Source organism: Streptomyces sp. NPDC056144 (assembly GCF_042264145.1).
Taxonomy (GTDB): Bacteria; Actinomycetota; Actinomycetes; order Streptomycetales; family Streptomycetaceae; genus Streptomyces.
Map to the genome: position 1 here is coordinate 515,853 of NZ_JBHJVF010000004.1, position 13,174 is coordinate 529,026.

At 73.6% G+C, this 13,174-nt stretch carries 13 protein-coding genes; 9 read left to right on the plus strand and 4 right to left on the minus strand.

Features of this window, described 5'->3' with window-relative positions:
- Positions 1-58: 58 nt before the first annotated feature.
- The gene (locus tag ACFC0Z_RS16335; RefSeq protein WP_376437762.1) at positions 59-673 is read right to left on the minus strand and encodes an NTP transferase domain-containing protein; all 615 of its coding nucleotides are present in this window, start codon (positions 671-673) and stop codon (positions 59-61) included.
- 141 nt (positions 674-814) lie between these two features.
- On the opposite strand from ACFC0Z_RS16335, the gene ACFC0Z_RS16340 reads away from it, so the two are divergent.
- The 6 genes from ACFC0Z_RS16340 (at position 815) to ACFC0Z_RS16365 (ending at position 6,961) form a co-directional block, all read left to right on the plus strand.
- Positions 815-1,147, plus strand: coding sequence for a DUF5955 family protein (locus tag ACFC0Z_RS16340; protein WP_376437764.1), 333 nt, complete (start codon positions 815-817; stop codon positions 1,145-1,147).
- Between the two features lie 191 nt (positions 1,148-1,338).
- Positions 1,339-4,041: a LuxR C-terminal-related transcriptional regulator gene (locus tag ACFC0Z_RS16345; protein ID WP_376438004.1), complete on the plus strand. Its 2,703-nt coding sequence runs from the start codon at positions 1,339-1,341 to the stop codon at positions 4,039-4,041.
- 81 nt (positions 4,042-4,122) lie between these two features.
- Complete coding sequence (locus tag ACFC0Z_RS16350) at positions 4,123-5,730, plus strand: MFS transporter (RefSeq protein ID WP_376437767.1); 1,608 nt, start codon at positions 4,123-4,125, stop codon at positions 5,728-5,730.
- A 105-nt stretch (positions 5,731-5,835) separates the two neighbouring features.
- Positions 5,836-6,033, plus strand: coding sequence for a hypothetical protein (locus ACFC0Z_RS16355; RefSeq protein WP_376437770.1), 198 nt, complete (start codon positions 5,836-5,838; stop codon positions 6,031-6,033).
- A gap of 15 nt (positions 6,034-6,048) precedes the next feature.
- On the plus strand, positions 6,049-6,510 hold the full coding sequence (locus tag ACFC0Z_RS16360) for an SHOCT domain-containing protein (RefSeq protein ID WP_376437772.1): 462 nt from the start codon (positions 6,049-6,051) through the stop codon (positions 6,508-6,510).
- Between the two features lie 28 nt (positions 6,511-6,538).
- Entirely contained in the window at positions 6,539-6,961 is a 423-nt protein-coding gene (locus ACFC0Z_RS16365) for a hypothetical protein (RefSeq protein WP_376437775.1), read from the plus strand.
- Positions 6,962-7,012: 51 nt separating this feature from the next.
- On the opposite strand, the gene ACFC0Z_RS16370 is transcribed toward ACFC0Z_RS16365, so the two are convergent.
- Both ACFC0Z_RS16370 and ACFC0Z_RS16375 read right to left on the minus strand, forming a co-directional pair.
- Positions 7,013-7,639 (minus strand): response regulator, encoded by a 627-nt coding sequence (locus ACFC0Z_RS16370; protein ID WP_376437778.1) that lies wholly within the window; start codon positions 7,637-7,639, stop codon positions 7,013-7,015.
- Positions 7,636-8,805, minus strand: coding sequence for a sensor histidine kinase (locus ACFC0Z_RS16375; protein ID WP_376437781.1), 1,170 nt, complete (start codon positions 8,803-8,805; stop codon positions 7,636-7,638). Before ACFC0Z_RS16375 ends, ACFC0Z_RS16370 begins: the two co-directional genes overlap by 4 nt.
- A 124-nt stretch (positions 8,806-8,929) precedes the next feature.
- Between ACFC0Z_RS16375 and ACFC0Z_RS16380 the strand changes: the two genes are divergently transcribed.
- Positions 8,930-10,015: an ABC transporter permease gene (locus ACFC0Z_RS16380; RefSeq protein WP_376437784.1), complete on the plus strand. Its 1,086-nt coding sequence runs from the start codon at positions 8,930-8,932 to the stop codon at positions 10,013-10,015.
- Complete coding sequence (locus ACFC0Z_RS16385) at positions 10,012-10,692, plus strand: ABC transporter ATP-binding protein (RefSeq protein ID WP_376437787.1); 681 nt, start codon at positions 10,012-10,014, stop codon at positions 10,690-10,692. Before ACFC0Z_RS16380 ends, ACFC0Z_RS16385 begins: the two co-directional genes overlap by 4 nt.
- 128 nt (positions 10,693-10,820) lie before the next feature.
- Here ACFC0Z_RS16385 and ACFC0Z_RS16390 read toward each other — a convergent pair whose 3' ends face one another.
- Positions 10,821-11,630 (minus strand): IclR family transcriptional regulator, encoded by an 810-nt coding sequence (locus ACFC0Z_RS16390; RefSeq protein ID WP_376437790.1) that lies wholly within the window; start codon positions 11,628-11,630, stop codon positions 10,821-10,823.
- A 209-nt stretch (positions 11,631-11,839) separates the two neighbouring features.
- Here ACFC0Z_RS16390 and allB point away from each other — a divergent pair, with 209 nt between their 5' ends.
- Positions 11,840-13,174 carry an allantoinase AllB gene (gene allB / locus ACFC0Z_RS16395; RefSeq protein WP_376437793.1) on the plus strand — a complete coding sequence of 445 codons (1,335 nt, stop codon included), beginning with the start codon at positions 11,840-11,842 and terminating at the stop codon, positions 13,172-13,174.

Here is a 13,174-nt window from a genome sequence, read left to right on the forward strand (position 1 = left end):
CGCACCGCCTTCCCTCCCACCTTCCCTCCCGGTTTCCTTCCCGCCCTCGCTCCCGCCCTCACGTCAGATGCTTCAGGTCCGCCTCCGTGTCGATGTCGTACGGCTCCGCCACGTCCGCGCACTCCACCGGAGTGATCGCCGCCCGGTGCGCCCTCAGGTAGTCCCGCGCGCCCCGGTCGCCCACCGCCCCCTCGGCGATCCCGGCCCAGTGCCCCGCGCCGAACAGCACCGGATGGCCGCGCTCCCCGTCGTACGAGGCTGCCGCGAGCGTGTCGCGCGAGCGGTACGCGGCCAGGACCCGGGCCACCGCGGCGGGACCGATCCCCGGCTGGTCCACCAGGGACACGAGCGCCGCGTCCACCCCACGCGGATCCGCCGCGAGCGAGGCCAGCCCGACGCGCAGCGAGGAACCCATCCCCTCGGCCCAGTCCGGGTTGTCGACCAGCACGCAGCCGGGCAGCTCCGCCCGCTCCCGTACGGTCCCGGCGGAGGCCCCGAGCACGACGTGCACCACCTCGCAGCCCCCCTCGCGCAGCACGCGCACCGCGTTCTCGACGAGGGGGCGGCCCCGGTGGGGGAGGAGCGCCTTGGGGCGGCCGCCGAGGCGGCGCCCGCCCCCGGCGGCGAGCAGCAGGCCGGCGACGACGGGGGTTCGGTTCTCATCTGTGGTCATGGGGAGTGCATACCTCATGCCCCGCGGCAGCCGTCCGAGCGGAATGACACGCTCGCCTGAATTCCCGTCGTGCGGGGTGGCGCGCCGGGGTGGCGGAGGAGTTAACTGACCCGCGCACAGAGGCGTGCGAGGGGGAGAACCATGTTGCGAAGCGTGGGGCAGAGGCGAGTGACCGGCGAGGGCGTGGACCCCAGGGCGGCCGACCCCAGGGTGGCCGAACTGCGGTCCGCCGTGTCCCGGCTCCGCCGGGAACTGGCCGGACACCGAGCCGAGTTCGCCGACCGGGACATCGCCGAGAACGAGCTCGCCGCGCTCGACGCCATGGCGCTCGGCGGCGCGCCCGAGATCCGCCGGCTGCGCCGCTCGCTGCTGATCGTCGCGGGCTCGGTCGGCTCCGTCAGCGCCCTCGCGGAGGGACTCGCCGGGGTCCGGCGCGCGGTCGAGCTCTTCGGCACCCCGCGGGCCGGGGAGTAGCCGGGGCCGACGGGCGGCTGCCGGGACGTTTGGATACCCGGGAGGGGTTCACCGGGCTCTGCCGGATGGGCGAACCGGAGAGAATGCTTCCATCCTGAAGGCAGGCCCGCCACGGCGGGCCCGACCGGAAGGCGGTGGCGGATGTGGCGGACGTGGCGGCCACGGGCGAGGATCAGCCGCGGGGCGGCCCGGTGCCCGGCAGCCCGGCTCCCGGAGGCGCGGCCTCCGGCGCTGCCGACCCGCTGGGAGACCCGTACCTGAGGACCCGGTTCGCCCTGCCGGGCCGCCCCGGCACGTTCCTCCGTCGTGACCGGCTGGTCGAGCACCTCGAACAGTCCCGGCTGACCCCGCTGACCGTGGTCAACGGCAGCGCGGGGGCCGGCAAGACCCTCCTCGTCGCCGACTGGGCCGCGCACCTGGGACGGCCCGTCGCCTGGCTCACGCTCGACGCGGCGGTCGAGGGGCCGGGGATGTTCTGGGCCCAGCTGCTCCAGGCCCTGAACGCCGCCGGCGCACCCGTACCCGCCGCCGTCGGTTCCCCCGTCGACGCGACCGGGGTCCCCCGCACGCTCCTGAGCCGGCTCGCCTGGGCACTCGCCGGGCGCGAGCGGCCCGTCACCGTGGTGATCGACGAGTTCGAGCGGGTGGCCGACCCCGAGATCGGGCGGCAGCTGGAGTTCGTCCTGCGGCACGCGGAACCGGGGCTGCGCCTCGTCCTCGTCAGCCGCACCGAGCCGCTCCTCCCGCTGCACCGCTACCGCCTCGCCGGAGAGGTCACCGAGATCCGGGACGCCGAACTGGCCTTCACCACCGAGGAGGCGGTCGAACTCCTCGAACGCCACGGGCTGACGCTGGCCGCCCCGGTGGTCCGGGGGCTGGTGGAGCGCACCCGGGGATGGGCGGCCGGGATCCGGCTGAGCGCCCTGGCCGCGCGGTCGACCGCGGACCCCGAGCGCTATCTGAAGGAGTTCGAGGCGGGGCGGGGCACGATCGCCGACTTCCTGCTGGCCGAGGTGCTGGAACGGCAGCCCCCCGAGACGCAGGACCTGCTGCTGCGGGTCAGCGTGCTCGACCGTTTCCGCCCCGAGGTGGCGGACGAGCTGACCCGGCGGCGGGACGCCGCGACGATCCTGGCCGCGCTGCACCGCGCCAACGCCTTCGTCGAGGACTTCGGGCAGGGCTGGTACCGGCTCCACCCGTTGTTCCGGGAGATCCTCCGGGCCCATCTGCGCCGCCGCGCACCCGGCCTCGAACCGGAACTGCACCGGCGCGCCGCGCGCTGGCTGCGGCGCTCCGGCACCCTCCCCGAGATGCTGGCGCACGGCGCCGCCGCCCGGGACTGGACCTTCATGGCCGAGGCCCTGGTCGAGGACCTGGCGATCGGACAGCTCTTCACCGGGCTCGGCTCGGGCAGCCCGGCGGACTGGTTCGCCGGGATGGAGTCCGGGGGGACGGGGTCCGAGGGGACGGATTTCGCCGGGACGGCGGGCGAGGCGCCCGGGCCCTTCCTGGACCTCGTCCGCGCCGCGCGCGAGCTGTCCCGCTCCGACCTCGACGGCGGCCTCGCGCATCTGCGCCGCGCGGACCGGCAGCTCGCGGCCGACGGCGGCGGCTCTCCGGCGGCCCTGCTGAGCAGCGCCCTCCTGGAGGCGCTCGCCGGACGGCTGGCCGGTTCGGCGCACCAGGCCGAGCTCGCCACCCGGGCGGCCCGGCGGCTGATGCCGCGGATGCCTTCCCGGCTCCTCGACGGGCACCCGGAACTCCCCGCTCTCCTGCTGACCCACGTGGGCTCCGCGCGCCTGTGGGCCGGACACCTCGACGAGGCGAGGGCCGCCCTCACCGCCGTGACCCACGGCCCCCGCACGGCGGCCACGGTCCTCCCGCGCGGGGAGGCGCGCGAACACCTGGCCCTCGTCGAGCACCTCGACGGCCGGCCGAGCGCGGCGGAACGCACGGTGTTCGCGATGACGGCCGAGGCCGAGCGGTACGGCCTCGCCGAGCCGTCGGGTTCCGGGCTCGGACAGCTGGTGCTTGCCGCGGTCGCCCTCGACCGGGACGAGGCGGACCGCGCCGAGGCCCTTCTCGCCGGGACGGCCGACCAGCGGCCGGCGGACCCGGTGACGGCCGCCGTCCGGCGTGCCGTGACGGCCGGGGTGCTCCTGGCCCGGGGCCGTACGCGGGAGGCGCTGGCGGTCGCGGCCCGCCCCGTCCCCGCTGCCGAGCCGTCGCCCTGGGCGGAGGGCCGTGCCGCCCTCGCCGCCGCGGAAGCCCATCTGGCCGAGGGCCGCCCGGACGCGGCCGTCGACGTCCTCCGCCGGGTCGCCGGCGAGCTGCCGGAGTGCACCGTCGGCGCGGCGCGGGCCCACCTCGCCGCCGGTGACCCCGGCACGGCCCTCCGCCTGCTCGACGGCCTCGCGGCCCACGGGAGCGTCGGCCCGGCGGTGTCCGTACCGGCCGCGTTGGTACGGGCGCAGGCCGCCGCGCTGGAGGGGGACACCGCCACCGCCCGCAGGGCGCTCGCGCAAGCCCTCGCCGACGGCCGCCGCGAGCGGCTCAGGCGCGCCTTCCGGCTCGCCGGACCCTGGCTCGTCCCCTTCCTGGCCGAGCCCGCGCTGCGGGCGTCCGCCGTCGGATGGCTCGTACCGGAAACGGAACCGGAACCAGAGGCGCAGGCGGAGGCGTACGGTCCGGGCATCCCACCGGAGCAGCTGAGCGTCCGGGAGCGCGAGGTCCTGGAGCGGCTGGCCCGGGCGATGTCGACCGAGGACATCGCCGCCGACCTGTACGTCTCCGTGAACACCGTGAAGACCCATCTCAAGAGCGCCTACCGGAAGCTGTCCGTGCACCGGCGCAACGACGCCGTCCGCCGCGCCCGCGAGCTGAAACTGCTGTGACCGCCGTGACCACGGTGACCGCCGTGACGCTCACCCGCTCCGGGTGAGGTGCGCGGCGACCGTTTCGGCTGTGATGGCGACGTGAAGAAGTGGCGTGCTCTGATCGTGCTGGGAGCGGCCCAGTTCCTGATGGTGCTGGACACCGCCGTCATGAACGTCTCCATCAGCCAGCTCGTCGAGGACTTCGACACCGAGGTGACGGCCATCCAGGCCGTCATCACCTTGTACGCCCTGGTCATGGCCGCCTTCATGATCATCGGAGGCAGGATCGGGGACGTCCTGGGCCGCCGCCGCGTCTTCCTGATCGGCATGACCGTCTACGGGGTCGGCTCGGCGCTGACCGCCGTGGCGCCCCAGCTGTGGGTGCTGACCCTGGGCTGGTCGGTCATCGAGGGTCTCGGTGCCGCCCTGGTGCTGCCGTCCATGGCGGCCCTCGTCGCCGAGTCCTACCGGGGCCGCGACCGCTCCGTCGCGTACGGCGTCGTCGGCGGCCTGGCCGGTGCCGGCATCGCGGTCGGTCCGCTGCTCGGCGGCTGGGTGACCACGTACCTCACCTGGCGTCTGGTCTTCGCGGGCGAGGTCGTGGTGGTCCTCGCCGTGCTGCTGCTGCGGCGGGTGATCCCGGAGACGCCCCGGGCGGCCCGGCCTCCCGGCCTGGACGTCGTCGGCGCCGTGCTGTCGGCGGCCGGTCTGGGCCTCGGCGTGCTCGGCGTGCTGCAGAGCAGCACCTGGGGATGGGTGGAGCCGCGCAACCCGCCCTTCACCGTCTTCGGCTTCGCCCCCACGCTGTTCGTCGTCGCGGCCGGGGTGGTGGTCCTGTTCCTCTTCCGGGTCTGGGAGGAGCGGCGGGAGGCGGCCGGTGCCGACCCCCTGGTCCACCTGTCCCTGCTCCACAAGCCGCCCTTGCGCTCGGGGCTGATGACCCTGCTGAGCCAGAACCTCATCCTGCTGGGGCTGTTCTTCACCATCCCGCTCTATCTCCAGGTCGTGCAGGGGCTCGACGCCTTCGAGACGGGACTGCGGCTGGTGCCGGTCTCCGTCACCATGCTCGCGGCCTCCCTGGGCGCGGCGAAGCTCGGACGCAGGCTGGGGCCCCGGCGGATCGTGCGGACGGCCCTGCTGCTGCTCCTCGCCGCCATCGCCTGGCTCCTCGGCACCATCGACCCCGTCATCGACGACGCCCAGTTCTTCTGGGCCATGGCGCTCCTCGGCCTGGGCATGGGCCTGCTCGCCTCGCAGCTCGGCAACGTCGTCCAGTCCAGCGTCGGGGAACGGGAGCGCAGCGAGGTCGGCGGCCTCCAGTTCACCGCCCAGAACCTGGGGTCCGCGCTGGGCACGGCCCTCATCGGATCCCTGCTGATCGGGGCCCTGGCCCAGGCCTTCACCACCCAGGTGGCGGACGACCCGAGGCTCTCGGACGAGGCGCGCCAGAAGACGAGCGTCGCCCTGGAGGCCGGGATCGCCTTCGTGCCCACCGACGAGGTCCGGGCGGCGGCGGAGGACGCGGGACTTCCGCCCCGGGAGGTGGACGCCGTCACCGACGCGTACGCCTCGGCCCAGCTGGACGGACTCAAGGTGGCGGTGCTCGCGACCGGGGGCATCACCCTGGCGAGTCTCCTGGTCACCCGCGGTCTCCCCGGTGCGGGCGGGGCCGGCGGGGCCGCGGGAACCCGCTCCGAAGACTCCTGAGTCACCCGTGGAGGGTGAGGCCCGCCGGGGAGGGGACGACGGATCATCACAGGAGGGGCCGAAGGGCCCGGGACGGCAACCCCCCATCCATTGGAGGGGCAGATCATGCAGTACGAGATCCGGATCGACGGACTCATGTCGGAGACGCTGATCGGATCCTTCCCCGAGCTGGAGCACGTGATGATGTCCGGCCAGACGGTGCTGTTCGGCCCTCTCGTGGACGAGGCCCACCTCTACGGACTTCTGGCCCGCCTCCAGTCCCTCGGACTGCACCTGGTGGAAATGCGGCGGCTGCCGGAATGACGGAGCGGAGAAGACATGGACACGCAGATGTATCTCGCCTACGACTATCCGCTGTTGAGCATGTTCTGGACCATGCTGTGGTTCTTCCTGTGGGTCCTGTGGTTCATCCTGCTCTTCCGGATCCTCGGGGACATCTTCCGCGACGACTCCATGAGCGGCTGGGGCAAGGCCGGCTGGACGATCTTCGTCATCCTGCTGCCGTTCCTCGGCGTGTTCGTCTACGTGATCGCCCGTGGCAAGAGCATGGGGCGCCGCGAGATCGACCACGCCCGCGCCAAGCAGCAGGCCTTCGACGAGTACGTCCGCGAGACCGCCGGCGGCTCCGGCAAGCCCAGCCCCGCCGCCGAACTCCACCGGCTCGCCGACCTCCGCAGCCGGGGCCACATCAGCGAGGAGGAGTTCCAGCGGGCCAAGGCCCTCGTCCTGAACGACGACGCGCCGTCCCCGCCGGCCGGCACCACCACGGCCCCCCAGTGAGTCGGGCCGGGGAGAAGGAGAGACCGAGATGAACGCCACGCACACCGCTCACGGCTCGTCGGCGAAACTCGCCTGGGCCGGGGGCCTGCGGATCTTCGCCGCCGTCATGCTCTCCCTCGCGGGACTGTTCGCCGTCTGCCGCGGGATCATGGGCATCGCCGAGGACGAGGTCTTCGTCACGACGCCCAACTACGTCTTCAAGTTCGACCTGACCAGTTGGGGCTGGATCCACCTGATCCTCGGCATCGTCGCCCTGCTGGTGAGCTTCGGACTGTTCACGGCGGCCACCTGGGCGCGGTACACCGGCATCGGCATCGCCGCGCTGGTGATCATCGCCAACTTCCTGTCGCTGCCGTACTACCCGTGGTGGTCCGTCATCATGATGGTGATGTCCGGATTCGTCATCTGGGCCCTGTGCGTCGACCGGGGCGAGGCCGGGCCCGGCTCCTGAGCAGGTCCCCGCTCGGGGCGGGGTTCCACGACGGCCCATCGGCCCGGCGGCTCACCGTCTGATCAGCCGGCGGGCCGTCGCCGCCGCCACCGCCGCCGTACGGGAGTCGACGCCCAGCTTCGCGAAGATGTGCACCAGGTGGGACTTCACCGTCGCCTGGCTCAGGAACAGCGCCTTGCTGATCTGCTGGTTCGACAGACCCTCCCCGACCAGCTGGAGCACTTCCAGCTCCCGCTTCGTCAGCGCTTCCGCCGGGGTCCGCATCCGGTCCATCAGCCGGTGCGCCACCGCCGGGGCGAGCGCCGACTGGCCGGCCGCCGCCGTCCGTACCGCCGCCGCGAGCTCCTCCGGCGGCGCGTCCTTCAGGAGGTAGCCGGAGGCGCCCGCCTCCACCGCGGCCAGGATGTCCGCGTCCGTGTCGTACGTCGTCAGGACCAGCACCTTCGGCCCGCCGGGCACCGCCGTGATCGCCGCCGTCGCCTCCGAGCCGTGCATCCCGGCGCCGAACTGGAGGTCCATCAGGACCACGTCCACGCCCCCGGCGGCCGCGAGCTCGACCGCGCGTTCCGCCGTGGCGGCCTCCGCGACCACGGCGAAGTCCGGCTCCGTGTCGAGGACCGCGCGCAGGCCGGCCCGTACCACCGGGTGGTCGTCGGCGAGGAGAAGGCGGATCGTCATGCGGAATCTCCTGCCGGAAGGGGGAGGGAGACGGCGACCGCCGTCCCCTGGCCGGGCGCCGACTCGACGGTGAAGGTGCCGCCCAGCGACTCCGCGCGCGAGCGCATCGCCGGAAGCCCGAACCCGCCCTCGGACGAGGGGCGTACGGAGCCGGGCTCGAAGCCCTTGCCGTCGTCGACGACGTCCAGGGTCACCGAGGCGTCCATGAACGAGAGCGTGATCTCGGCGCGCGAGGCCGAGGCGTGCCGCACGGTGTTCGCGAGCGCCGACTGCGCGATCCGCAGCAGCGCCACCTCGTACGGGGTGGGCAGCTCGACGGGCGTACCGCTCGCCGAGAAACGGACCCGCGGCCCGCCGCCCGCCGCGACCGGCTCGCACAGCCGCTCCAGGGCTCCGGCCAGCGAACCGTGCTCCAGGTCCGGCGGCGTCAGCGCCCGGACGAAGCGCCGGGCCTCCGCCAGGTTGTCCTGCGCCGCCTGCCGCGCCCGGTCGATGTGCCCGGCCGCGGGGGAGTCCGGCGGGAGCGCGCGCTCCGCCGCGCGCAGCAGCAGCTGGATGGAGGAGAGGCCCTGGGCGAGCGTGTCGTGGATCTCCCGCGCGAGCCGCTCGCGCTCCGCGAGCGTTCCCGCGTGCCGCTCGGCCGCCGCGAGCTCCGCCCGCGTCTCGATCAGCTCCTCGATGAGCCGCCGCCGTCGCTCGCTCTCCCGGTAGAGCGCCTGGTAGCCGAGGACGGTCGCCACGGCGACGGCGCCGCCGAGCAGCGGCCCGATGAAGACCCCCGGGTTGAGGGGCGCCCCGTGGCGCACGTACGAGAGGATCGCCGCGCCCGCCGTCAGGGCGACGGCCGGGAGCGACCAGCGCACCGGCAGCAGGTGCAGCTGGAGGAAGTACAGCGGGAACGCGACCCACAGACCCTCCGGCGTCAGCCACAGCAGGCCGAGCCAGGAGAGGGCGAGCGCGGTGAGCCAGATCGCGGAGCCGCGCCGCGAGGCACCCACCGCGGGCACGAACGAGCCGGCCGCGTAGACCACGCCCACCAGCGCGGCCGCGACCGCGCCGGCGGCCGAGTCGGCCCGTACGGCGGCGAGGACGAGGAGCCCGGCCATGAGCAGGTGGAGGCAGAGGCGCACGGCGCGGAGGGCGGGGGTCAGGGAGCGCGGATCCATATCCCTACCAGCGTAGACAGCCTCCGGCGCCGGGTCGGACAAAACGGACTCAACCGAAAGTTTGATTACGGAGCCATCCGTGGCGCGATGCCCGCACCGGCCTCCTCCGACCACTCTGGTCAGCATGTTCGTGGCATGGAGAGACCTGAGATTCGCCAAGGGGCGTTTCGCCCTCATGGGCACCGTGATCGTGCTGATCACCCTGCTCGTGGGGTTGCTGTCCGGGCTGACCGCCGGGCTCGCGCGAGAGAACATCTCCGCGATCACCGGCCTGCCCGCCGACCGGCTCGCCTTCGCGGCCCCGCCGGCCGGGCAGTCCGTCTCCTTCACCAATTCGACGGTGACGGAGGACCAGTGGGACGCGTGGGCGGACCGGCCGGGCGTGGCCGAGGCCGCGCCGCTCGGCATCCGCACGCTCAACGGCGCGGCCGGTGACCGGACCGCCGCCGTCTCGGCCTTCGGCTCCGAGCCGGACGCCGGGCTCGCGCCCGCGCCCGTCGGCCCCGGCAAGGTCGTCCTCTCCGAGTCGGCCGCCGAGGAGCTCGGCGTCGGCGTCGGCGACGCGCTGAAGCTCGGCTCCCTGGACGCCACCGTCGGCGCCGTCTCCGGCGACGCCTCGTACAGCCACACCCCCGTCGTGTGGACCTCTCTCGACGACTGGCAGAAGCTCGGTCACAACGGCACGAGCCCCGAGGAGCAGGCCACCGTCATCGCCCTGAGCTCCGAGGACGGAGCCGACGTCGACTGGGCGGCCGGCGACAAGGCCGCCGGGACCGAGGCGCGGACCATCGACGACGCCCTCACCGCCATAGGCTCCTACCAGGCCGAGAACGGCTCGCTCCAGCTCATGCGCGGCTTCCTCTTCGCGATCTCCGCGCTCGTCATAGGGGCCTTCTTCACCGTCTGGACCATCCAGCGCAGCGGCGACGTCGCCGTCCTCAAGGCGCTCGGCGCCTCGACCCCGTACCTCCTGAAGGACGCGCTCGGACAGGCCGTCCTCATGCTCACCGCAGGCACCCTGCTCGGCACGGGCCTCGCGGTCGGCATCGGCGCCCTGGTCAGCGGCGGGAACGTGCCCTTCGTCCTGGAGCCGCTCACCGTCCTCGGCCCCGCCGCCGTGATCATCGTCCTCGGCGTCCTCGGCGCGGCCCTGTCCATCCGGCGCATCACCGCCGTCGACCCCCTCACCGCCCTCGGGAGCGCCCGATGAGCCTCGTCCTCGACGCCGTCACCCTGACCTACCCCGACGGAGACGGCCGGCTCACCGCCCTCGACTCCGTCTCCCTCACCGTCCCCGCCGGTACGCTCACGGCCGTCGTCGGCCCGTCCGGCTCCGGCAAGTCGAGCCTCCTCGCGGTGGCCGCGACCCTGGTCACGCCCGACGAGGGCCGGGTCGTCGTCGCCGGTACGGAGACGGGGCCGCTGTCCCAGGCGGCCCGCGCCGAGCTGCGGCGCGAGCACATCGGGATCGTCTTCCAGCAGCCCAACCTGCTGCCCTCGCTCAGCGCGGCGGAGCAGCTCCAGGTGATGGCGCACCTGTCCGGGCGCGCGCCGAAGACGGTACGGGCACGGGCCCTGGAGCTGCTCGACGCGGTCGGCCTCGCCGACCAGGCCCACCGCAGGCCGCACCAGCTGTCGGGCGGTCAGCGGCAGCGCGTCAACATCGCGCGGGCGCTGATGAACGAGCCGTCCGTCCTCCTCGTCGACGAGCCGACGAGCGCCCTCGACCACGAGCGGGGCGCGGCCGTCATGGACCTGCTCGCCGGCCTGACGGCGGAGCGGGGCACGGCGACGGTCCTCGTCACCCACGACCGCACGCACCTGGCGCGCACGGACCACATGGTGACGGTCACGGACGGGCGCCTGACGGAGGCGCAGGCGGCCTGATCCGCACCCGGGACGACGGAACGGGCCGACCCGCACCCGGTACGACGGAACGGCCTGACCCGCACACGGTACGACGGAACGGCCTGACCCCCTCGGGGATCAGGCCGTTCCGTCGTGTCCTTGCGGGCTCAGCCCTGGCCGTTCCCCGAGGTGTTCGCCAGCGCGGCGGACAGCTCGCGGGCCACTTCGAGGAGGATCGGCACGATCTTCTCGGTGGCCGCCTCGGTGACCCGGCCGGCGGGGCCCGAGATCGAGATGGCGGCGGCGGTGGGGGAGTCGGGGACGGAGACCGCGAGGCAGCGGACCCCTATCTCCTGCTCGTTGTCGTCGACGGCGTACCCCGCGTCGCGGACGACCGCGAGCGCGTCGAGGAAGCCCTCGGGCGTGGTGATCGTCTTCTCGGTCGCGGCGGGCATGCCCGTACGGGCGAGGAGGGCGCGCACGTCCTCGGCGGGGGTGTGCGCGAGGAGCGCCTTGCCGACGCCGGTGGAGTGCGGCAGGACGCGGCGGCCGACCTCGGTGAACATCCGCATCGAGTGCTTGGACGGCACCTGGGCGACGTACACGATCTCGTCCCCGTCGAGCAGGGCCATGTTCGCCGTCTCGCCGGTCTCCTCGACGAGCCGCGCGAGGTAGGGGCGGGCCCAGGTGCCGAGGAGGCGGGCGGAGGATTCGCCGAGCCGGATGAGGCGGGGGCCGAGCGCGTACCGCCGGTTGGGCTGCTGGCGGACATAACCGCAGGCCACGAGGGTACGCATGAGGCGGTGGATGGTCGGAAGGGGCAGTCCGCTGCTCGCGGAGAGCTCGCTCAGGCCGACCTCGCCTCCGGCGTCGGCCATCCGCTCCAGGAGATCGAAGGCGCGCTCCAGGGACTGGACGCCACCGCTCGCGGCGGCGGGCTTGGCGGCGTCGGTGGTCCTAGCGCTGGACGTCGGCACGTCTCGGTCCTTTCGAGGCAGGCGGGCAAGGCAGCAGCCTACCGGGCCGTTCTCCCGCCGACCCCCCTGTGGAGAGCTACATTCTACTCTACGGAATTCCACTTTCGCTTTGTGGAATGACCCAAGAAGGGGGCGCACCCTTGACGAGGTGTCCTTCCGCCGCGAGACTCCTTCAACAGTTCGTTGAATCAACAGGTGAAGGGGTACGGGTGGACGTCAACCTGGTCCTGCGGTCGACTCGCGTCATCACTCCGGAGGGGACGCGTCCGGCCTCCATCGCCGTCTCCGGCGAGACGATCGCGGCTGTCCTGCCGTACGACGCCGAGGTACCCGCCGGTGCCCGTCTGGAGGACGTCGGCGACGACGTCGTCCTCCCCGGCCTCGTCGACACCCACGTCCACGTGAACGACCCCGGCCGCACCGAGTGGGAGGGCTTCTGGACCGCCACCCGCGCCGCGGCCGCCGGCGGCATCACCACCCTCCTCGACATGCCGCTCAACTCGCTGCCCCCGACCACCACCGTCGGGAACCTGCGCGTCAAGCAGGACGTCGCCCGCGCCAAGGCCCACGTCGACGTCGGCTTCTGGGGCGGCGCGCTCCCCGACAACGTCAAGGACCTGCGGCCCCTCCACGACGCCGGCGTCTACGGCTTCAAGTGCTTCCTCTCGCCCTCCGGCGTCGACGAGTTCCCCTCGCTCGACCAGGACCAGCTGGCGACCTCGCTCGCCGAGATCTCCGGCTTCGACGGCCTGATGATCGTCCACGCCGAGGACCCCCACCACCTCGACGCCGCGCCCCAGCGCTCCGGCGGCGCGTACGCCGACTTCCTCGCCTCCCGCCCCCGGGACGCCGAGAACACCGCGATCCAGAACCTGATCGCCCAGGCCCGCCGCTTCGACGCCCGCGTCCACGTCCTGCACCTCTCCTCCTCCGACGCGCTGCCGCTCCTCGCCGCCGCCAAGGCCGAGGGCGTCAAGGTCACCGTCGAGTCCTGTCCGCACTTCCTCACCCTCACGGCCGAGGAGATCCCGGACGGCGCCACCGAGTTCAAGTGCTGCCCGCCCATCCGCGAGGCCTCGAACCAGGACGCGCTGTGGCAGGGCCTCGCGGACGGGACGATCGACTGCATCGTCTCCGACCACTCGCCGTCCACCGCCGACCTCAAGACCCCCGACTTCGCCTCCGCCTGGGGCGGCATCTCCTCCCTCCAGCTCGGCCTGCCGGCCATCTGGACCGAGGCCCGCCGCCGCGGCTTCGACCTGACGGACGTCGTCCGCTGGATGTCCGAGGGGCCCGCCCGGCTCGCCGGACTGACCCGCAAGGGCGCGATCGAGGCCGGCCGCGACGCCGACTTCGCCGTCCTCGACCCGGACGCCACCTTCACCGTCGACCCGGCCGAGCTCCAGCACCGCAACCGGATCACCGCCTACGCGGGCAGGACCCTCAACGGCGTCGTCACCTCCACCTGGCTGCGCGGGGAGCGGATCGCCGACCGCGGCACCCTCGCCGAGCCCTCCGGCCGCCTTCTCGAAAGGACCAACTGA